We start from the raw sequence: 20,549 nt of genomic DNA, 5'->3' as shown, positions 1-20,549 counted from the left end.
AGCCCCATCCCTCGCCACGATGTCCTGATGACCATCACGATCCCAATCGGCGATCCCGAACGGCGTGTAGGACCCAGACAAGGCCGCCATGGTGTTCTCGGTCTCAGCGGTCTGGGCACGGTCGGCAGCATTCGCCGGCGCGGCTACGAACGTGCCACCGAGAACAGCGGCGAGAACAGCACGTGCCAGGACGTGAGCGAGTCGCCCGCTTCTCCCATGTGTGAGTCGTCTCACAAGCACCTCCCGAGGATTCGAAGGCAACGGGTACCACTCCCGCAACCCGACTCCCAGCGTGAGCGTCCGGCGACTGTCCGGCGGTTTCCCGGAAAGGTGGGAAACCGTTGGGCAACTGGCCACAGGCGGCGTTCGCACGTCCCGGCCCGGACAATTCGGGGCCGCCGTCAGCGCCGTGCGGCAGTCCGACGGCAACGTGGCCCGTGTTCGCGGGAACCCCGCCGCAGCGCCCTCGGCCGCGCGCAGGGGACCTGAAGCGAACCGTAAGCGCGATCCGGCAGGGTGTGGGGTGTCACCACGAGCGCCACCGACACGGGAGCCCCGATGCGCAAGCTGATCAACTCGACCTACGTCACCCTCGACGGCGTGATCGAGAATCCCATGTGGACCATGCCGTACTTCGACGACGAGGCCAGCGCCTTCGCCGGGGCGCAGACCGACGCCGCCGACGCGGTGCTGATGGGCCGCGTCACGTACGACGGCATGTCCGTCGCCTGGCCGGCCCAGGACGAGAGCGACCCGACCACCGGCGCCGCCTACTTCAACAACGTCCGCAAGTATGTCGCCTCGACCACGCTGACCGACCCCACCTGGAACAACACCCGGGTGCTCCGGGGCGACCTGGTGGCGGAGGTCCGCAAGCTCAAGGCCCAGGAGGGCAGGGACATCATCCAGTACGGCTTCGGCTCGGTCACCGCGCAGCTGGTCGCGGCGGGGCTGGTGGACGAGGTGCGGTTCTGGATCCACCCCGTCCTCACCGGCGGCGCCAGCATGACGACGCCCCTGGCCGACTTCACGGCGTCGTTCGAGCTGATCGACACCAGGGTCATGAAGAGCGGCGTGGTCATCGCCTCGTACCGGCCGCAGCCGGTCGGGTGACGGCCGCCCCGGCCTGGGCCCGGGCCTCGCCCGGGCCCAGCCGCCCACCCTCGGCGAAAAGGTGCCCGGCCACCCGGTCGGTCTCGGCCAGGGTCGGCGCGATCGCCGCCGGGTCGGCCGGGGTCGAGAACGTCCAGTAGTGCAGCCCGAGTTTCATCTCCACACCTCCGGGTCGAGCCTAGTGGCGACCGAGCCGTCGCACTGGGTGGGAACGATTCGACGGTTCTGGGCCGGTATCCGGTAGTCTCCCGTTACCAGGCCGAGAGGCGCTGCGACGGGCCCGGCCCGCCACGCTCGACCTGGGAGCATGTGGACCAAGGGCGCCTCCGAGACTTCGGGGGTGGTCGGTGTGGTTTCGTCCGTCGATGGTTCAGGTGCGGTTGCGGCGCTGCGGCGGCTGCTGGCCGAGCGCATCGTGGTGCTCGACGGCGCCTGGGGCACGATGCTGCAGGGCGCGAAGCTCTCCCCCGCCGACTACCGGGGCGACCTGATCGGCGACGACCATCCCCGCGACGTCACCGGCGACCCCGACCTGCTCAACCTGACCCGCCCCGACCTGATCCTGGACGTGCACCGGCAATACCTCGCGGCCGGGGCCGACATCACCACCACCAACACGTTCACCGCCACGAGCATCGGGCAGGCCGACTATGGCCTGGAGGCGCTGGCACGCGAAATGAACGTGCGCGGCGCGCAGCTCGCCCGGCAGGCCGCGGACGAGGCGGGCGGGCGGTTCGTCGCCGGCTCCGTCGGCCCGCTCAACGTCACCCTGTCGCTGTCGCCGCGGGTGGAGGATCCGGCGTACCGGGCGGTCACGTTCGACGACGTCAAGGCCGCGTACGCGGAGCAGATGGCGGCGCTGGCCGAGGGCGGGGTCGACCTGCTGCTGGTGGAGACGATCTTCGACACGCTCAACGCGAAGGCGGCGATCGCGGCGGCCCGCGAGGCGGCCCCCCACCTGCCGCTGTGGATCTCCGTCACGGTGGTGGACCTGAGCGGCCGCACGCTGTCGGGGCAGACGGTGGAGGCGTTCTGGCGCTCCGTCGCGCACGCCGAGCCGCTGGTCGTCGGCGTCAACTGCGCGCTCGGCGCGGCGGAGATGCGCCCGCACGTGGCGGAGCTGTCCCGGCTGGCCGGCACCTATGTCGCCGCGCACCCCAACGCCGGGCTGCCCAACGCGTTCGGCGGCTACGACCAGACGCCGGAGGAGATCGGCGCGCTGCTCGGCGGCTTCGCCGGTGACGGCCTGGTCAACATCGTCGGCGGCTGCTGCGGGACGACCCCGCCGCACATCGCCGGGATCGCGGCGGCGGTGCGGGGCATGTCGCCACGGCCGGTCGCCCGGGAGACCCCGGCGACCCGGTTCAGCGGCCTGGAGCCGTTCACCATCGGGCCGGACACCGGGTTCGTGATGATCGGCGAGCGCACCAACGTGACCGGCTCGGCGCGGTTCCGCCGGCTCATCGAGGCCGACGACCACCAGGGCGCGGTCGACGTGGCCGTCGAGCAGGTGCGCGGCGGCGCGAACCTGCTGGACGTCAACATGGACGCCGACCTGCTCGACAGCGAGCGGGCGATGACCACGTTCCTCAACCTGATCGCCACCGAGCCCGAGGTGGCCCGGATCCCCATCATGATCGACAGCTCCCGGTGGAGCGTGCTCGAAGCGGGCCTGAAGTGCGTGCAGGGCAAGGGCGTGGTCAACTCGATCAGCCTGAAGGAGGGCGAGGAGCCGTTCCTCGCCCAGGCCCGGACGATCCGCGACTACGGCGCGGGCGTCGTGGTGATGGCCTTCGACGAGCAGGGCCAGGCCGACACCACCGAGCGCAAGGTCCAGATCTGCGGGCGGGCGTACGACCTGCTGGTGGGCGAGGCCGGCTTCGCCCCCGAGGACATCATCTTCGACCCGAACGTGTTGGCCGTGGCCACCGGCATCGCCGAGCACAACGGCTACGCGAAGGCGTTCATCGACGCCCTGCCGCTGATCAAGGCCCGCTGCCCCGGCGCGCGCACCAGCGGCGGCATCTCCAACCTGTCGTTCGCGTTCCGCGGCAACGACGTGGTGCGCGAGGCGATGCACTCGGCGTTCCTGTTCCACGCCGTGCGGGCGGGGCTGGACATGGGCATCGTCAACGCCGGCCAGCTCGGCGTCTACGAGAACATCCCGGCGGACCTGCTCGAACTGGTCGAGGACGTCATCTTCGACCGCCGGCCCGACGCCACCGACCGGCTGGTCACCTTCGCGTCCACGGTGACCGGGTCGGGCACCAAGCGGGAGGTCGACCTGTCCTGGCGGGCCGCGCCCGTCGCCGAGCGGCTCACGCACGCGCTGGTGCACGGCATCGTCGACCACGTCGAGGCCGACACCGAGGAGGCCCGGCTGCTGTTCGACCGGCCCCTCGACGTCATCGAGGGCCCGCTGATGGACGGCATGAAGGTCGTCGGCGACCTGTTCGGCGCGGGCAAGATGTTCCTGCCGCAGGTGGTCAAGAGCGCCCGGGTGATGAAGCGGTCGGTGGCCTACCTCGAGCCGTACATGACCAAGGAGCGGGCCGCCGGGCAGGGCCAGGGCAAGGTCGTCCTCGCCACCGTCAAGGGCGACGTGCACGACATCGGAAAGAACATCGTCGGCGTCGTGCTCGGCTGCAACAACTACGAGGTCGTCGACCTGGGCGTGATGGTGCCGGCCGCGCGGATCCTGGACACCGCCGTGGCCGAGGGCGCCGACGCGATCGGCCTGTCGGGGCTGATCACGCCGTCGCTGGACGAGATGGTCGCCGTCGCGGGCGAGATGCAGCGCCGAGGGCTGCGGGTCCCGCTGCTCATCGGCGGCGCGACCACGTCCCGGCAGCACACGGCGGTGCGCATCGCCCCCGCGTACGAGGGGCCGACGGTCCACGTGCTCGACGCGTCCCGGGTCGTCGGCGTGGTCTCCGACCTGCTCGACGCCGACCGGGCGCAGACCCTCGACACGGCCAACCGGGCCGAGCAGGAGCGGCTACGCGAGCAGCACGCCAACCGGCACGCCCAGCCGCTGCTCACCCTCGCCGAGGCCCGCGCCAACCGCGAGCGGGTCGACTTCGCCGACCTGCCGGTGCCCGCGTTCACCGGCGTACGCGTCGTCGAGCCGTCCCTCACCGAGCTGCGCGAGATGATCGACTGGCAGTTCCTGTTCCTGGCCTGGGAGCTGAAGGGCAAGTTCCCGGCGATCCTCGACCAGCCCGTCGCCCGCGAGCTGTACGACGACGCCAACACCCTGCTGGACGCGATCATCGCCGACGGGTCGCTGCGCGCCCGGGGCGCGTACGGCTTCTGGACGGCGCACGCCGAGGGCGACGACATCGTCCTCGACGACGCCGGGGTGCGCCTGCCGATGCTGCGGCAGCAGACCGCCAAGCCCACCGGCCGGGCCAACCGGTGCCTCGCCGACTACGTCGCGCCGGCCGGCGACCACCTGGGCGGCTTCGCGGTGGCGGTGCACGGCGCGGAGGAGCTGGCCGCCCGCTACGAGGCCGAGCACGACGACTACCGCGCCATCATGGTCAAGGCGCTGGCCGACCGGCTCGCCGAGGCGTTCGCCGAGCACCTGCACCTGCGGGCCCGCCGCGACTGGTTCGAGCCCGACGCCGCCCCGGCGCTGGCGGACCTGCACGCCGAGCGGTTCCGGGGCATCCGACCCGCGCTGGGCTACCCGGCCAGCCCGGACCACAGCGAGAAGCGGGACCTGTTCGACCTGCTCGGCGCGGAGACGCTGGGCATCGGCCTGACGGAGTCGTACGCGATGACGCCTGCGGCCGCCGTCAGCGGCCTCATCTTCGCCCACCCCGACTCGCGGTACTTCACGGTCGGGCGGATCGGCCGCGACCAGGCCGAGGACTACGCGGCGCGGCGTCGCGTCGCCCTCGCCGAGGTCGAACGCTGGCTGCGCCCGAACCTCGCCTACGAGCCGTGACCGGCGCGGCCGGGCCCGCCGTCGAGCGGGCCCGGCCGGCGCGGGGTCAGCCGCCGTTGACCGGGCGGAACGGCGGGACGTGGTGCCGGGCGCGGGCGGTGCGGTTGGTGGTGGTGCAGATCGCGTCGAACATGGTCCGGCCGAGGACCGCGTGCGCCCGCACCGCCGGGTGGGTCGACCCGTAGTTGTCCAGGTCGCCGAGGGAGTCGGCGAACAGCGCGTACGTCAGGGTGGGCGCGCCCGCCGGGTCGAACATGATGCCGGCCTCGTGCCGGGCCGCGCCCAGGTCGTCGTAGTCGGCGCCGTACTTGGTGGCGACCCGGCTGCGCTCGGCCGAGGACATGGTGTGCCGGATGCCGTCGTGGTAGCCGTTGATCCAGCGCAGGATGCCGAGCAGGAAGTCGGCGGACCGGGGGCTCACGATGGTCTTGTTGGCCAACCGCCACAGCAGGTCGTGGGTCTCGCGGGGCGTGGTGACGCCGAGGTAGAACCGGTTCGGGTTGGCGACGGGCTCGACCCGGGTGTGGGTGAATCCCTTCGCGGCGAGGATGTCGTTGATCTCCAGCGCCGGCACCACCCGGCCGCACATCCGCACCGCCGTGTTGTCGGAGACGAGCAGCATCGCGGTGAGGAAGTTGGCGACGGTGACCTGGTCGCCCCAGACGGTCTGCAGGAAGTAGATGCCGCTGCCGCCGAGGATGATGTCGGCGGTCAGGTCGAGCCGCTGGTCCAGCTGCAGCTGCCCGCGATCGATCTTGTCCATCACCGCGACGGCGACGGCGAGCTTCTGCACGCTGTAGCCGTGCGTGACGCGGTCGGCGTCGTCGGCCACGACCGTGGCGAGCGCGCCGGAGCCGTCGACCATCGCGATGTGCGAGTGCCATACGCCGCCGGCCGCGGCCTTCTGCTGCAGATAGGTCTGCCGGATCACCTCGGCTCTGCTGCGGGTGCGGATCCCCGTGGCCGGGTCGGCCGGCGCCCGGCTCTCGGCGGCGGCGGGTCGGCCGGTGGCGGCGAGCGCGGCGGCGGCCGCGCCCAGCCCGATCGCGGCCCGACGGGTGACGTTGCTGGTCATGTGAACCTCCCCAGTGGTCGGCCACGATGGTCTCAGACGTGTCGATCGGCCGGCGTCCCGGCAGGCCGGCACCCTGCCGGCGGGCCCGGGTCCGAAGTGGTCGGAGCTGTTACGAGAACGTGACCCCGGCATTTCCCGAAACATGTTGACCAAGGCTGATGTGAGCGCTAACACTGACCGGGGCGTGGACACGCTCCGCACTTTCGGCACGAGGTCCTGGGAGGGAAGCCTGTGTCCAGAAGATTCTTGATGGCACTCGGCAGCGCCGTGCTGGCGCTCAGCATCGCGGCGTGCAGCGGCGAGGGGGCCGGCGGAGGCGGCGACACCGCCGACAAGAAGCCCACCGACCTGACCATCGGCGTCTCGATGCCGACGCAGACCTCGGAGCGGTGGATCGCCGACGGCAACTCGGTGAAGGAGAAACTGCAGGCCAAGGGCTACAAGGTCGACCTGCAGTACGCCGGGGACGACATCCCCACCCAGTCGCAGCAGATCGACCAGATGATCACGCAGGGCGCGGACGTCCTGATCATCGCGGCGATCGACGGCACGGCGCTCACCGGCCAGCTCCAGGCCGCCGCCCAGGCCAAGATCCCGGTCATCTCCTACGACCGGCTCATCCTCGGCAGCCCCAACGTCGACTTCTACGTCAGCTTCGACAACTACAAGGTCGGCGTCGCCCAGGCCACCGCGCTGCTCGTCGGCCTCGGCCTGCAGAACAAGGACGGCTCCAAGGGCACGGCGACCGGTCCGTTCACCATCGAGCTGTTCGCCGGCTCGCTCGACGACAACAACACGCAGTACTTCTTCGGCGGGGCGATGGACACCCTCAAGCCGTTCTTCGACAACGGCACGCTGAAGGTGAAGTCCGGCCAGACGAAGATCGAGCAGGCCGCCACCCTCCGGTGGCAGCAGGGGGTCGCCCAGACGCGGATGGAGGACCTGCTGACGTCGAGCTACAACGACGGGTCCACGGTGGACGGCGTGCTGTCGCCGTACGACGGGATCTCCCGGGGCATCATCACCGCCCTGCAGAACGCCGGCTACGGCTCGGGCAAGAAGAAGCTGCCGGTGGTGACCGGTCAGGACGCCGAGATCGCCTCGATCAAGCTCATCAACGACGGCGTGCAGAGCTCCACCGTCTTCAAGGACACCCGGCTGCTGGCCGAGCAGGCCGCCATCGCCGCCGAGGCGTTCCTGCAGGAGAAGCAGCCGCAGGCCAACGACACCACCACCTACAACAACAAGGTCAAGGTCGTCCCGGCGTACCTGCTGCCGATCCAGACCGTCTTCAAGGACGACATCAAGTCCGTCCTCGTCGACTCCGGCTACTGGACGGCCGAGGAGGTCGCCGCCGGGCAGGCCAAGAAGTAACCCGGTCTCCGTCGGGCCCGGGCGGTCGCCCGGGCCCGACGGACGCCGGCCCGGCCGGCGACGCCCCCGACGAACCCGAACAGCGGGAGGATGCCCGTGAGCGACACCATCCTCGAGATGCGCACCATCACCAAGACGTTCCCCGGGGTGGCGGCGCTCCAGGACGTCTCGATCACCGTGCGGCGCGGCGAGATCCACGCCATCTGCGGCGAGAACGGCGCCGGCAAGTCCACCCTGATGAAGGTGCTGTCGGGGGTGTACCCGTCGGGCAGCTACGACGGCGAGATCGTCTTCGACGGCCACCCCGTGCACTTCCGCGGCATCCGCGACAGCGAGGCCCACGGCATCGTCATCATCCACCAGGAACTCGCCCTGGTGCCGCACCTGTCGATCGCCGAGAACATCTTCCTCGGCAACGAGCGGCGCGGACGCAGCGGCCTCATCGACTGGAACCGCGCCAACGCCGACGCGACGGCCCTGCTGGAATCCGTCGGCCTGCGCGAGAACGCCGTGACGCCGATCGCGGCGCTCGGCGTCGGCAAGCAGCAGCTCGTCGAGATCGCCAAGGCGCTGTCGAAGAAGGTGAAGCTGCTCATCCTGGACGAGCCGACCGCCGCCCTCAACGACGTCGACTCGGCGCACCTGCTCGACCTGCTGCGACGGCTGCGCGACCAGGGCATCACCTGCATCATGATCTCGCACAAGCTGGGCGAGATCACCGCGATCGCCGACTCGATCACCGTCCTGCGCGACGGGCGCACGGTCGAGCGGCTCGACGTGCGCTCCGGCGAGGTGACCCAGGACCGGATCATCCGCGGCATGGTCGGGCGCGACCTGCACAGCTTCTACCCCGACCGGGTGTCGTCCCCCGGCGAGGAGGTGCTGCGGGTGGAGAACTGGACGGTGCGCCACCCCACCCAGGACCGCACGGTGGTCGACGACGTCGGCTTCACCGTCCGCGCCGGCGAGGTCGTCGGCATCGCCGGGCTCATGGGGGCCGGGCGCACCGAGCTGGCCATGAGCATCTTCGGCCGGTCGTACGGGCGCGACATCAGCGGCCGGCTCTTCCTGCGCGGCCGCCTGATCCGGGCGCGCACGGTCGCCGAGGCGATCGGCAACGGCATCGCGTACGCCACGGAGGACCGCAAGCGGTACGGCCTCAACCTGATCGACGACATCCGCCACAACGTCTCGGCGGCGGCGCTGCGCAAGCTCGCCCGCCTCGGCTGGGTGCACGACAACGAGGAGATCCGGGTCGCCGAGGCCAGCCGCCGCGACATGAACATCAAGGCGCCCAGCGTCATGGCGACGGTCGGCAAGCTCTCCGGCGGCAACCAGCAGAAGGTCGTCCTGTCGAAGTGGCTGTTCACCGACCCGGACGTGCTGATCCTCGACGAGCCGACGCGCGGCATCGACGTCGGGGCGAAGTTCGAGATCTACACGATCGTCAACCGGCTCGTGGCGCAGGGCAAGGCGGTCGTGCTCATCTCCTCCGAGCTGCCGGAGCTGCTCGGGATGTGCGACCGCATCTACACGCTCGCGGCGGGCCGGCTCACCGGCGAACTGCCGGCGGGCGAGGCCACCCAGGAGAAGCTCATGCAGCTCATGGCGAAGGACAAGGAACCGGCCTGATGACCGACATCAAATCCTCCTCCCCCGGGCAGCGCCCGTCGGCCGACGAGGCCGCCCCCGCCCGCGCCCTGCACACCGGCATCAGCGACCCGCGTACGCTGATCATGCGCAACCTGCGCCAGAGCGGCATCTTCGTCGCCCTCGTGGTCATCGTCGCGCTCTTCGCGGTGCTGACCGACGGCGTCTCGCTGAGCCCGGGCAACATCACCAACATCGTCCTGCAGTACTCCTACATCCTCGTGCTCGCCATCGGCATGGTCATCGTGATCATCGGCGGGCACATCGACCTGTCGGTCGGCTCGGTGGTCGCGCTCACCGGCGCGGTCTCCGCGGTGCTCGTCATCCAGCAGGGCCACCCGTGGTGGCTCGGCGTGCTGGCCGCGTTGGCCGTCGGCCTCGCCGTCGGTGCCTGGCACGGCTTCTGGGTCGCCTACGCCGGCATTCCCGCCTTCATCGTGACCCTCGCCGGCATGCTGCTGTTCCGCGGCCTCACCCTGCGGGTGCTGGACAACATCTCGCTGTCGCCGTTCCCGGCCGAATACCAGCAGATCGCGGCGGGCTTCCTCAACGGGCTGCTCGGCGGGCAGGGCTTCGACGCGTTCACTCTGCTCATCGGCGCGGTGGCGGTCGCCGGGTACGCGGTCGGCGGCTTCCGCACCCGGGTGGCGCGCATCCGCTACCAGCAGCCGGTCGAGTCGTTCCCGCTGTTCGTCGCCCGGGTCGTGCTGGTGGGCGCGGTCGTCATGTACTTCGCCTGGCAGCTGGCGCACGCCCGGGGCCTGCCGATCGTGCTGATCGTCCTCGCGGTGCTCGTCCTCGCGTACGGGCTGCTGACCCGGCGCACCGTGTTCGGCCGCCAGGTCTACGCGATCGGCGGCAACCTTCCCGCCGCCATGCTCTCCGGGGTGAAGGTGAAGACCGTCAACTTCTGGGTCTTCGTCAACATGGGCTTCCTGTCGGCCGTGGCGGGGATCATCTACTCGTCGCGCTCCAACGGGGCGCAGCCGGCCGCCGGCAACATGTTCGAGCTGGACGCGATCGCGGCGGCGTTCATCGGCGGCGCGGCGGTCACCGGCGGGGTCGGCACGGTCGTGGGCGCGATGGTCGGCGGCCTCATCATGGCCGTGATGAGCAACGGCATGCAGCTCATGGGCGTCGACCAGTCGATGCAGTCGGTGGTGAAGGGCCTGGTGCTGCTCGTCGCCGTCGCGTTCGACGTCTACAACAAGCGCCGCGCCGGGTCGGCCCGCTGACGCCTGCGGGCCCGGGGTCACGTCGGCGGTCGCCGCGGTCAGTGTGCGACGCGACCGCCGACGAGGGTACGGACGACCCGCTCGCGTACGGTCCAGCCGCCGAACGGGTTGTTCCGGGACCGGCTGCGGTGCCGGTCGACGCGGATGGGCCGTGGGACGCCCGTCTCGACCACGCACAGGTCGGCGGGCTCCCCCACCCGCACGGGCCGCCCCGCCCGGTGCGCGATCCCGCCGATGCGGGCCGGCACGACGGAGAGCACCTCGGTGAGCCGCGCCCAGTCGACCCGGCCGGTGTCGGGTGCGCGCAGCACCGTGGCGACGACGGACAGGGCCGTCTCCAGCCCGGTCAGCCCGAACGCCGAGTCGGCCCACCCGCGCGTCTTCGTCGCCTGCGGGTGCGGCGCGTGGTCGGTGGCGACGACGTCGATGGTGCCGTCGGCGAGCGCAGCGCGCAGGGCCAGCACGTCGGCGGCGGCCCGTAGCGGCGGGTTCACCTTGAGCGCGCCGCCCGCGCGCAGCGCCGCCTCGTCGTCCAGGACGAGGTGGTGCGGTGTCACCTCGCAGGTGACCCGGACGCCCGACCGTTTCGCCTGCCGGATCAGCTCGACCGATCCCGCAGTGGAGAGGTGGCAGACGTGCAGGTGTCCGCCGGTGTCGGCGGCGATCGACAGGTCCCGGTCGACGACGCGTTCCTCGCCGGCCGCCGGCCACGGTGCCGCGCCCGCCCGGGCCGCGACCCGGGCGTTGACGACGCCGGCCCCGACGGCGAGGGGGTCCTGGGCGTGCTGGGCGAAGACGACGCCGAGCTCCCGGGAGGCCTCCAGCATCGCCCGGACCAGGGCGGGGTCGGCGACGCAGCGGCCGTCGTCGGAGAAGACCCGCACCCCGGCCGCGACGAGCGCCGGCACGTCCACGAGCCGCCGGCCGGCGAGGTCACGCGTCACCGCGGAGACCGGGTGGACGCGGGTGGTCCCCCGTGGCACGCGCGCCAGCAGGTCGGCGACCCGGGAGACGCGGTCGGTGGGTGGTGCGGTGTTGGCCATGGCGAACACGTCCGAGTACCCGCCCGCCGCCGCGGCGGCCGTACCCGAGCGGAGGTCCTCGGCCTCGGGGTGGCCGGGGTCCCGCAGGTGGGTGTGCAGGTCGACCAGGGCGGGCAGGACGATCCGTTCGATGGCCGGCGGCCCGCCGCCGCTCGGCTCGATCGCGCCGATCGCACCGTCGGCGACGGTGACGTCGACCAGCGGCCCGTCCGGCGTCAGCCGGACGCCCTCAAGCCGGTGCACCGGGGCTCCCCTGCACCGCGAAGACGGGCCCGTCGAAACAGACGAGGGGGCCCTCCCGCCCCGGGTCGGCCGGGCGGGGCAGCGCGCAGCCGTGGCAGTAGCCGAGGCCGCACGCCATGTGCGCCTCGACGGACACCTGCAGCGGCACCCGCCACCGCCTGGCGAGGGTCATGGCGAGTGCGGTCAGCCGGTGGGAGCCGCACACCACGACCAGCCCGGGTGCCCGGTCGGCGAACCGGGCGGCCAGCCTGCGGTCGAGGGCCTCGACGGCGCTGGTGCCGTCGAGGTCGGTCACGGCGAGGGCCTCGGCACCGAGCTCCGCGCAGTCGGACCGGCCGATGACGCGATCGTCGGTGCGGGCGCTCAGGACCACGGTGCTGGGGATGCCGGCGGCGCTGGCGTCCTCGACGAGGGTCATGAACGAACACACCCCGATCCCCCGGCCGATCGCCAGCAACGGGCCGGCGGTGGCGGGAAGGTCGAAGCCACGGCCGAGGGGGCCGGTTACCAGGAGGCTGTCGCCGGGCCGGACCCGGCTGAGCGCCTCGGTGCCCCGCCCCTGGACGTTGTAGACCACCTCGATGTCGCCGCCGGGCCGGCGGCGGTGCACGGCCATCGGCCGGGGCAACTGGATCAGATCCCCGGCCGCCTGTGGCACGCTGAGCATCACGAACTGGCCGGCCTGGGCGGTCGCGGCGACGCGGGCGGCGCGCAGCACCAGCCGGTGGATGGCCTGCGCGAGCGGCGTGTGGCCGACGACGACGGCCGGATCGCAGGCGGGCGTCGGCCGGTCACGGGTGGGCAGCACGTCCAGGACGGCCGCCGGTGGCAGCGTGGTCATGCGGTCGCGTCCAGTCGGTACATGGTCTCCAGGAGCACGGCCGCGCCGACGGCGATCTGGTCGGCGGTGCTGAACTCCCCGGGCGAGTGGGACAGTCCGCCGCGGCTGGGGACGAAGACGATCCCGGCCGGCATGAGCCGGCTGATCTGCTGGGTGTCGTGGCTCGCGCCGCTGGCCAGCACCTCGGCGGGCAGTCCCAGCGCGGTCGCCGCGGCGCGGGCCGCCGCCGCCACCTCGCGGGACAGGACCACCGGCGGGGTGTCGGCCAGCTCCTCCACCTCGACGTCGACGCCGCGCCGCGCCGCGACGGTGCGGCACCGCTGGCCGACGGCGTGCGCCGCCGCACGTTGCCGGCCGTAGTCGGTCTCGCGGACGTCGACGGTGAACACCACCCGGCCGGGGATGATGGTGATCGCGCCGGGTTCCACGGTGAGGGCGCCCACGGTGATCCGGGTGTTGACGTCGGCGGCGGCCACCGCCAGCCGTTCGCAGTCGAGCACGCACTCCGCGGCGGCGGCGAGCGCGTCGCGGCGGTTCTCCATCGGGGTGCCGCCGGTGTGCGAGGCCACCCCGGTCAGGGAGACGCGCAGCCGGGTCGAGCCGGAGACGGTGTCGACCACCCCGACGGGCACCCGCCGGTGTTCCAGCACGGTGCCCTGTTCGATGTGCAGCTCCACGAAGGCCCGCCAGTCCCGGGGGTCCCACCGCGCCGTCTCGACCCGCTCCGGTGCGAGGCCGCACTCGGTCATGGCGGCGGCCATGGTCGTGCCGGTGCGGTCGGTGAGCTGGCGCAGGTCGGCGGCGCCGGTGAGGCCGGCGACGATGCGGCTGCCGTTGCACGCCTGCCCGAACCGGGCGCCCTCCTCGGCGGCGAAGGCGACGAAGCGCCATGGGCGGTGCCGGGGGCGGCCGGCGCTCGCGGCGGCGGCCACGGCGAGGGCGGCCACGACCCCGACGGTCCCGTCGTACGCGCCGCCGTGCGGGACGCTGTCGAGGTGGGAGCCGGTGCCGATCGCGCCGGGGCGGGGCTCGGCGTCGGGTGCCAGCTCACCGATGGTGTTGCCGGCGGCGTCGGTGTACGAGGCGATGCCGAGGTCGGCGAGGAGGGACGCGAAGAGGTCGTGGGCCTGGCGTTCGAGGCGCGTGTACGCCAGGCGGGAGACCCCCGGCCCGGGTTCGGACAGGGCGGCGAACCGCCGCAGCGTCTCCTCCAGCCGGGCCGGTTGCAGGGCGGGGACGGTGGCGAGGGTGGACATGGTGCTCCTGGCTGTCGGAGAGGGCTAGTGACCATCGGGCGCGGGCCCGTGCGGCGGGGCCGGCAGGTGCAGTCGGGGCGGGTGCAGGGTGATGGCGCAGTCGAGCCGGTGTCCCCGCTCGCGCATCATCGCGTCGACCGGCGCCAGGGCCCGGACGCTGGTGAACGCCGTGGTGACCAGGGCGACGGTCGAGCTGGCGGGCAGGTCGGCGGAGGTGAAGAGGAGGCCGCGTTCCTGGACGACGGTGACCCGGCGGGAGCGCATCGCGGCCGCGACGACGTGGGCGAGCACCGCCTCCTCCTCGCCTTCCCAGTGCAGGACGGCGGTCACGGCGCGGGCGGAGAGGACGGCGGCGAGCGCGTCGCCGAGTCGGATGGACGCCGACGGGTCGTGGCCGAGGTCGAACCACCGTTCGACGCCGTCGGTTCGGGTCAGCGGCGCGGTGAGGGCGGAGAGGTCGGCGAGTTCGGGCATGGTCTCCTCGTTCCTGGTCGGCGCGCGGCGGCGGCCGGGCGCGGCGGGCTGCGCTGGCGGGCGTGACGTCGCCGGCCCTGGGTCAGGCGAGCGTGAAATCGGTGCGCAGCAGGGCGGACAGCGTGGTGACGCCCGCCGCGTGGCACCTGGAGCGCAGGCCACGGACGACGTCGACCATCGCGGTGGGGCGGCTGAAGTTGGCGGTGCCGACCTGCACGGCCGACGCGCCGACGGAGAGGTACTCCAGGGCGTGGTCCGCGGTGGCGATCCCGCCGCAGGCGATGACGGGCACGTCGACGGCCTTGGCCGCGAGCCAGACGAGCCGCAGGACGATGGGGCGGATGTGTGGGCCGGTGAGGCCGCCGACGCGGTTGCCGAGCGCCGGCCGCAGGCTGCCGGGTTCGAGGGGAAGCGACGGGACCGAGTTGGCCACGCAGACCGCGTCGGCGCCCGCTTCCTGGGCGGCGCGGGCGCACTCGGCGATGGAGGCCACCATGACGGGCAGCTTCGCGATGACCGGTTTGTCGGTGACCGCCCGTACCCGGGCCACGGTCTCGAAGAGCGCGGCAGGATCGGACCCGATGTCCCGGCCGTCGGTGTCGAGGTTGGGGCAGGAGACGTTGAGCTCGTATCCGGCTCCGGCCCCGCCGAGCTGCTCCGCGACCTGTTCGTACTCCGCGGGCGCGTGGCCGCCGATGCTGACGATCGTCGGCGCGGGCAGCGCCTGGTAGTCGGGGTACTGGTGGGTGAGGAAGCCGCGCGGGCCTCGGCTGGGGATGCCGACGCTGTTGACGACGCCGGCCGGGATCTCGGTGAGCCGGTGCGCCGGGTTGCCGGCGCGGGCCTGCAGGAAGACCGTCTTGGTGACGGCGGCGGCGAGCTCCCGCATGGGGAGCAGCCGGCCCAGTTCCGGGCCGAAACAGCCCGAGGCGGGCATCACCGGGGAGGCCAGGGCGAGGCCCCGGATACGCATGGACAGGTCGACGCCGGGGTCGGCACCGAGGGGGTCCGTGGGGGCGTCGGACGGACCCGGTTCCCGGGCTGGTGGCTGCACTCCAACTCCCTCGGTCACACAATCGCCACAGCTTTCCGTCTAGCGGAAAGTCTGCTTCCACAAGTAGGCTACGGAGTATCGACCGCCCCGTCGGGCGTGTCAAGCCCAGCGCCGGCAGGCCCCTCAGGACCGCCCGCCCGGCCACCCCCACCCACTCATCCCCTTGGAGGACCCGTGCGGGTCGGCCTGTACGGCGGCGCGGCCGGCGGACGCGAGGAGCTGCACCCCGCCGTGGCGTCGCTGGTCTCGGCACTCGCCGACTCCGGTTGCGAGTTCGTCTACGGCGGCGGCGCGGACGGCATCATGGGGCTCGCCGCCCGGACGGCGCTGGCCCACGGCGCCCGGGTGACCGGCATCCTGGCCCCGCCCGGCGAGGGCGACGAGACCCCGCATCCGGGGCTGACCCGGGTGGAGGTCGCCACCTCCCGCCCCGCCCGGCGGGCCCGCATCCTGGGCCTGTCGGACGTCGTCGTCGCCCTGCCCGGCGGCCCCGGCACGCTGGAGGAGATCACCGAGGCGGTCAACCTGCGGCGGCTCGGCCTCACCCGGGCCAGGTGCGCGGTGCTCGACGCGCAGGGCTTCTTCGACCCGTTCCTGCGGCAGCTCGACCAGATGGCCGCCCAGGGATTCCTCCGGCAGCCGCGCGCCGCCCTCGTCGCCACCGTCGCCACCGCGCGCGACGTCGCCGCCCTGTGCGATGGCGAGGCCGGGCAGGACGGGCGCGGGGGTGGGTGCGCCGGCGCCGGGTCGCCGACCGGCCTCGACGGCGGGCCGGGAGCACCCGGGGCCGCCCGGCCGCCCGCCGGCTCCTGACCTTCGGCCGGCGCGCCAGCAGCCGAAACCAGTTTGGAAACCACTCTTCCACAACCGTTGACGGCACCGATTCAACGCGCGTAGATTACGGGACCTCACGCCGGCCGGAAGGAACGCCCTAATGATCAACTTGGTGCGGGCGACACCAAAAGCCCTGGTCATCGGCTCGGTCCACCACGACCGTTCGCTGGACGTCCCCCGACTGCCGAGGCGGGGCGAGACGGTGCTCTCCGGCGGTGCCCGCGACGGGCTCGGCGGCAAGGGAGCCAACCAGGCGGTGGCCATCGCCCGGATGGGCGTGTCCTGCGCGCTCCTCGGCGCCGTCGGCGACGACACCAGCGCGGCATTCGTCCGGGACCAACTGGTCGCCCACGGCGTCTCGGTCGCGCAGGTCGGCGTCGTTCCCGGCCGGCACACCGGGCGGGCCACCGTCGTGGTCGAGGCGACGGGCGAGAACCTGATCGTCGTCGAGCCCGGGCCGGTGGACCGGATCGACCGGGCCACGGTCGACGCGAACCTCCGCGACCACGCGGCACCGCCGACGGTCGTGGTGGTCCAGGGCGAGGTGCCGCCCCGGGTCCTCGCGTGGGCGGCGGACTCGGCCGGCGCGGCCGGCACGAGGTTCGTGCTGAACCTGGCCCCGGTCGTCCCGGTCGCCCCCGAGACGCTGCGCCAGGCCGATCCGCTCGTGGTCAACGAGCACGAGGCCGGCGACCTGCTCGAACTGCTCGACGGCGGGCCGGCCCGCGTCGTCGACGTCGACGACGCGATCGGGGTGGCCCGCCGGCTCGTCGCCGCCGGCGCCCGGTCGGTCGTCGTCACCCTCGGGGCCGGGGGCGCGGTCCTCGCGGACGGGCCGACGGCACGCCACCTGGCGGCGTTCCCCGCCACGGTCGCCGACACCACGGGCGCCGGCGACTGCTTCACCGGGACGCTGGCCGCCGCGCTCGCGAACGGGCACTCCCTGGCGGAGGCCACCCGCTGGGGCCTGGCGGCGGCCTCCCTGGCGGTGGGCCGGCCCGGCGCCGCCTCGGCCTACCCGACCCGGGAGCAGGCCGCCGACGTGCTGCGCCGCGAGGCGGCACCGCGATGACCGGACCACGCCGGGTGACCCGGCAGGACGTCGCCCGCGAGGCGGGCACCTCGGTGGCGGTCGTCAGCTACGTCGTCAACGACGGGCCGCGCGCGGTCGCGCCGGCCACCCGCCAGCGCGTCCTCGATGCGATCGAGCGCACCGGCTACCGACCCAACGCCATCGCCCAGGCCCTGGCCGGCGGCCGATCCGGCGTGCTCGGCCTGGTCGTGCCGGACGTGTCCAACCCGTTCTTCTCCGCCCTGGCCAGGGCGATCGAGGACGAGGTCTTCCGGGAGGGGCAGGTCCTCCTCGTGGGCAACTCCGCCGAGAGCGCCGTACGCGAGGCCCGGCTGATCACCAGCTTCGTCGAGCGTCAGGTCGACGGCCTGCTGTACGTCGGGGTGGGCCACCACTCGCCGGTCGAGGCGGCGATCCGGGCCGGGATACCGGTCGTCGCCCTCGACCGACGGGACAGGTTCTCCGACATCGCCTCGGTCGTCGTCGACAACTTCGACGGCGCCGCCATGGCCACCGAACACCTCATCGCGCACGGCCACCGCCGCATCGCCGTCATCGCCGGCCCGTCGCACCTGTTCACCTCCGTCGAGCGGATCGGCGGGTGGCGCAAGGCCCTCAAGGCGCACGGCCTGCCCAACGACGAGAGCCTCTTCTTCGAGGCGCCGTTCTCCCGGGCCGGCGGCTACCAGGCGGCCGTCGCCCTGTTCGAGCGCGGCACGGCCGACGCGGTGCTCGTCACCGACGAGATGCAGGCCCTCGGCGTCCTGGCCGCAGCGGCCGACGCCGGGGTGGCGGTGCCGAGCGGCCTGGCCGTCGTGACGTTCGACGGCACCGAACAGGCCATGTTCAGCGTGCCGCCGCTGACCACCGTCAGCCAGCCACTGGCCGAGATCGCGCGGCACGCGGTCGCCCTGACCCGACCCACGAGCCCGGAGGAGCGGCGGCACATCGTGTGCGACACCGAACTCCTCCGTCGCCGCTCCTGCGGCTGCACCACGCACCACAGAGAGAACCACCAGGTGTCGACTCAGATGGCAGTCGGTGGCGACACCCGGGGCCCCCTATCGAAAGAGGACCATACCATGACAAAGAAGGTCGGCCGGCTCGCCGGCGCTTCGTTGGCGGTCGCCGCCCTGGCGCTGAGCGCCTGCGGCGCCTCCGCCAACGACGATCCCAACGCGGACGTCACCATCACGTTCGTCACCCCGCACAAGGGCGTCTTCGACGAGGCGGTGGCGGCGTTCCACGAGGAGCACCCGAACATCACCGTCGAGGTGCAGATCATCCCGTTCGCCGAGATCGCGGCGCAGACCCAGGCGCGGCTCGGCTCGAAGGACACCTCCATCGACGTCATCGCGGTGGACCCGCCGCGCCTGCCCAGCCTCGCCGCCCAGGGCTTCCTCAAGGACGTCTCCGCCGACGCCCCGGCCATGAAGGAGAGCCTGACCGCGGGCGGCATCTCCTCGGTCACCTGGGACGGCAAGCAGTACGGCTACCCGCTGTGGACCAGCGACAACTTCCTCTTCTACAACAAGGCCCTGCTCGCCAAGGCCGGGATCGCCGAGCCCGGGCCGGACAACGCCAGCCGCTGGACGTGGGACCAGACCCTGGCCGCCGCCACGAAGGCCAAGGCCGCCGGCGCCCAGTACGGCTTCGCCTTCGAGCAGGTCGACGCCTACTACGCCCTCCAGCCCGTGATCATGTCGATGGGTGGCGGCGCCGGTCTGGCCGGCGACGGCAACCTCACCCCGGCCGTCGACACCGCGCAGTGGCGCGCCTTCGGCGACTGGTACGGCAAGCTCTACTCCTCCGGCCTGTCCCCCCGTGGCCTGGCGTCCGCCCAGATGCCCGACCTGTTCAAGAACGGCTCCGTCGCCTTCTACGTCGCCGGACCGGCCCGCATCACCGACCTGCAGAAGAGCGGCCTCGCCGACAAGTGGGGCATGGCCCCGCTGCCGTACGCCGCGGGTGGGAAGGTCGTCACGCCGACCGACTCGTGGGCCGTCGGGGTCAGCAACGTCAGCGAGCACCCGACCGCGGCGCAGGAGTTCGCCCGCTACCTGTCGCTGTCCACGGACGGCGCGACGTCCGCGTCGACGAAGTTCAACCTGCCCCCGGTGAACCAGAAGGCGTACCCGAAGTACATCCACTACATCGACGGCATCGCCCCCCGGCAGACCACCCAGTACGGCACCCTGCTGACCACCGACACCGACGAGCACGCGGTCCGGCGGCCGTCCTCGGTGGGGTACGTGGACTTCGAGACGATCGTGAACAAGGCGTTCGCCGACATCCGCAACGGCGGCGACCCGGCGCAGATCCTCGCCACCGCGCAGGACGCCCTCGCCCGGCAGCTGTCCCAGTACAAGTAGCGCGCCCGCCCCGGGCGGCGGGTCGCGCCGCCCGGGGCCCGGCAGGCCCTAGTCGGAAAGACACGAACGTGACACAAGCACCCCCGCGCCCCCGAGGTAGTCGCAGCCGCAACCGCGCACGCCTGCGGACGCTCGGCACCGCCGGACTGTTTCTCCTGCCGGCCCTGACCGGCCTGGTCTTCCTACGACTCGTCCCGTCCGTCGAGGCGGTCACCTCGGCGGTGACGAACCGGCTCGGCGAGTTCTCGCTGACGAACTTCACCTACCTGTTCGGCGACCCCGCGTTCCTCGGCTCGCTGAAGGTCACCCTGCTGTTCTCGCTGGTCATCAACCCGTTCCAGATCGCGGTGGCGTTGTTCCTGGCCGTCCTGCTCACCCGGCACATCCCGCTGGTGGGCCTCTGGCGCACGCTGATCCTGCTGCCCATCGCGATCCCGCAGACCGTGTCGGCCATCGTCTGGGGCGTGCTGTTCCGCCCGGACGGCCCGCTCAACGGCCTCCTCGGCACCCTCGGCATCCCGGCCGTGCCATGGCTGGTGAGCCCGGACACCGCGCTGATGTCGATCGTCATCCTGTGCAGCTGGGTCGGGGTCGGCTACTGGATGACCTTCCTGGTCGCCGGGATCCACGAGATCCCCCGCAGCCTCTACGAGGCCTCCGACCTCGACGGCGCCGGCGGGTGGAAGCAGTTCGTCCACATCACCCTGCCCGGCATCCGCCGGCCCCTGCTGTTCGTCCTCGTCGCCGACACGGTCGCCAACTTCCTGGTCTTCGCCCCGGTGCGGATCCTGACCCAGGGCGGGCCGGAGGGATCGACCAACCTCATCATGAACTTCATCTTCGAACGCGCCTACACGCTGGCCGACACCGGCAGTTCCGCCGCGGCGACGGTCGTCCTCGTCAGCATCGTCATCGTGGTGGTCGCCGCGCAGTTCCGGCTGCTGCCCGGGAGGGACTAGAC

General features: G+C 72.6%; 16 protein-coding genes and 1 riboswitch. Of the genes, 9 read left to right on the top strand and 7 right to left on the bottom strand.

All coding sequences use genetic code 11. The annotated features are described in order from the left end of the window. The first annotated feature begins 558 nt into the window (after window positions 1-558). Window positions 559-1,113 carry a dihydrofolate reductase family protein gene (locus tag LPU61_RS15990; RefSeq protein ID WP_229405351.1) on the top strand — a complete coding sequence of 185 codons (555 nt, stop codon included), beginning with the start codon at window positions 559-561 and terminating at the stop codon, window positions 1,111-1,113. On the opposite strand, the gene LPU61_RS15985 is transcribed toward LPU61_RS15990, so the two are convergent. Further along, on the bottom strand, window positions 1,079-1,270 hold the full coding sequence (locus LPU61_RS15985; protein ID WP_229405349.1) for a hypothetical protein: 192 nt from the start codon (window positions 1,268-1,270) through the stop codon (window positions 1,079-1,081). The two genes, LPU61_RS15990 and LPU61_RS15985, sit on opposite strands and share 35 nt — an antisense overlap. A gap of 98 nt (window positions 1,271-1,368) precedes the next feature. Continuing rightward, a riboswitch (S-adenosyl-L-homocysteine riboswitch) is annotated at window positions 1,369-1,446 on the top strand. On the opposite strand from LPU61_RS15985, the gene metH reads away from it, so the two are divergent. Beyond that, the gene (metH, locus tag LPU61_RS15980; protein ID WP_255700146.1) at window positions 1,421-5,065 is read left to right on the top strand and encodes a methionine synthase; all 3,645 of its coding nucleotides are present in this window, start codon (window positions 1,421-1,423) and stop codon (window positions 5,063-5,065) included. It overlaps the preceding riboswitch by 26 nt. A gap of 46 nt (window positions 5,066-5,111) precedes the next feature. Here the strand turns inward: metH and LPU61_RS15975 are convergent, their stop codons facing one another. After that, entirely contained in the window at window positions 5,112-6,140 is a 1,029-nt protein-coding gene (locus LPU61_RS15975) for a serine hydrolase (protein WP_229405348.1), read from the bottom strand. Between the two features lie 231 nt (window positions 6,141-6,371). Between LPU61_RS15975 and chvE the strand changes: the two genes are divergently transcribed. From chvE to mmsB, 3 genes are all read left to right on the top strand, one after another. Then, a complete protein-coding gene (chvE, locus tag LPU61_RS15970; protein ID WP_043968858.1) occupies window positions 6,372-7,514 on the top strand; it encodes a multiple monosaccharide ABC transporter substrate-binding protein in 1,143 nt (380 codons plus the stop codon). Between the two features lie 96 nt (window positions 7,515-7,610). Continuing rightward, entirely contained in the window at window positions 7,611-9,146 is a 1,536-nt protein-coding gene (gene mmsA, locus LPU61_RS15965; RefSeq protein WP_229405347.1) for a multiple monosaccharide ABC transporter ATP-binding protein, read from the top strand. Next, window positions 9,146-10,399: a multiple monosaccharide ABC transporter permease gene (gene mmsB / locus LPU61_RS15960; protein WP_043968856.1), complete on the top strand. Its 1,254-nt coding sequence runs from the start codon at window positions 9,146-9,148 to the stop codon at window positions 10,397-10,399. The genes mmsA and mmsB overlap by 1 nt, the downstream gene beginning before the upstream one ends. Window positions 10,400-10,437: 38 nt before the next feature. Here mmsB and LPU61_RS15955 read toward each other — a convergent pair whose 3' ends face one another. The 5 genes from LPU61_RS15955 to LPU61_RS15935 form a co-directional block, all read right to left on the bottom strand. Then, complete coding sequence (locus LPU61_RS15955) at window positions 10,438-11,685, bottom strand: dihydroorotase (RefSeq protein WP_229405345.1); 1,248 nt, start codon at window positions 11,683-11,685, stop codon at window positions 10,438-10,440. Continuing rightward, window positions 11,672-12,526 carry a hypothetical protein gene (locus LPU61_RS15950; RefSeq protein WP_229405343.1) on the bottom strand — a complete coding sequence of 285 codons (855 nt, stop codon included), beginning with the start codon at window positions 12,524-12,526 and terminating at the stop codon, window positions 11,672-11,674. Before LPU61_RS15950 ends, LPU61_RS15955 begins: the two co-directional genes overlap by 14 nt. Continuing rightward, window positions 12,523-13,782: a Zn-dependent hydrolase gene (locus LPU61_RS15945; protein WP_229405342.1), complete on the bottom strand. Its 1,260-nt coding sequence runs from the start codon at window positions 13,780-13,782 to the stop codon at window positions 12,523-12,525. Before LPU61_RS15945 ends, LPU61_RS15950 begins: the two co-directional genes overlap by 4 nt. Before the next feature lie 24 nt (window positions 13,783-13,806). After that, the gene (locus tag LPU61_RS15940; protein ID WP_043968852.1) at window positions 13,807-14,256 is read right to left on the bottom strand and encodes a hypothetical protein; all 450 of its coding nucleotides are present in this window, start codon (window positions 14,254-14,256) and stop codon (window positions 13,807-13,809) included. An 82-nt stretch (window positions 14,257-14,338) separates the two neighbouring features. Further along, window positions 14,339-15,310, bottom strand: a complete 972-nt coding sequence (locus LPU61_RS15935; protein ID WP_229405341.1) for a dihydroorotate dehydrogenase — start codon at window positions 15,308-15,310, stop codon at window positions 14,339-14,341. A 174-nt stretch (window positions 15,311-15,484) separates the two neighbouring features. Between LPU61_RS15935 and LPU61_RS15930 the strand changes: the two genes are divergently transcribed. From LPU61_RS15930 to LPU61_RS15915, 4 genes are all read left to right on the top strand, one after another. Beyond that, entirely contained in the window at window positions 15,485-16,123 is a 639-nt protein-coding gene (locus tag LPU61_RS15930; protein WP_052504003.1) for an LOG family protein, read from the top strand. Window positions 16,124-16,244: 121 nt separating this feature from the next. Continuing rightward, window positions 16,245-17,216, top strand: a complete 972-nt coding sequence (locus LPU61_RS15925; RefSeq protein WP_043968851.1) for a ribokinase — start codon at window positions 16,245-16,247, stop codon at window positions 17,214-17,216. Next, complete coding sequence (locus LPU61_RS15920; RefSeq protein WP_229405340.1) at window positions 17,213-19,588, top strand: extracellular solute-binding protein; 2,376 nt, start codon at window positions 17,213-17,215, stop codon at window positions 19,586-19,588. The genes LPU61_RS15925 and LPU61_RS15920 overlap by 4 nt, the downstream gene beginning before the upstream one ends. A gap of 68 nt (window positions 19,589-19,656) precedes the next feature. Continuing rightward, on the top strand, window positions 19,657-20,547 hold the full coding sequence (locus tag LPU61_RS15915; protein WP_229405339.1) for a carbohydrate ABC transporter permease: 891 nt from the start codon (window positions 19,657-19,659) through the stop codon (window positions 20,545-20,547). Window positions 20,548-20,549 lie beyond the last annotated feature (2 nt).

The sequence above is a fragment of the Micromonospora sp. NBRC 110038 genome (genome assembly GCF_020884815.1).
In the GTDB taxonomy this organism is placed as follows: Bacteria; Actinomycetota; Actinomycetes; order Mycobacteriales; family Micromonosporaceae; genus Micromonospora; species Micromonospora haikouensis.
This window is presented reverse-complemented; position numbering and strand designations above follow the sequence as displayed.

Coding starts and splice junctions, on each gene's coding strand:
- mmsB (WP_043968856.1), top strand. CDS start 9,146: ATGACCGACATCAAATCCTCCTCCCCCGGGCAGCGCCCGTCGGCCGAC.
- LPU61_RS15940 (WP_043968852.1), bottom strand. CDS start 14,256: ATGCCCGAACTCGCCGACCTCTCCGCCCTCACCGCGCCGCTGACCCGA.
- LPU61_RS15925 (WP_043968851.1), top strand. CDS start 16,245: ATGATCAACTTGGTGCGGGCGACACCAAAAGCCCTGGTCATCGGCTCG.
- LPU61_RS15950 (WP_229405343.1), bottom strand. CDS start 12,526: ATGACCACGCTGCCACCGGCGGCCGTCCTGGACGTGCTGCCCACCCGT.
- LPU61_RS15920 (WP_229405340.1), top strand. CDS start 17,213: ATGACCGGACCACGCCGGGTGACCCGGCAGGACGTCGCCCGCGAGGCG.
- LPU61_RS15985 (WP_229405349.1), bottom strand. CDS start 1,270: ATGAAACTCGGGCTGCACTACTGGACGTTCTCGACCCCGGCCGACCCG.
- metH (WP_255700146.1), top strand. CDS start 1,421: ATGTGGACCAAGGGCGCCTCCGAGACTTCGGGGGTGGTCGGTGTGGTT.
- LPU61_RS15945 (WP_229405342.1), bottom strand. CDS start 13,782: ATGTCCACCCTCGCCACCGTCCCCGCCCTGCAACCGGCCCGGCTGGAG.
- LPU61_RS15975 (WP_229405348.1), bottom strand. CDS start 6,140: ATGACCAGCAACGTCACCCGTCGGGCCGCGATCGGGCTGGGCGCGGCC.
- LPU61_RS15990 (WP_229405351.1), top strand. CDS start 559: ATGCGCAAGCTGATCAACTCGACCTACGTCACCCTCGACGGCGTGATC.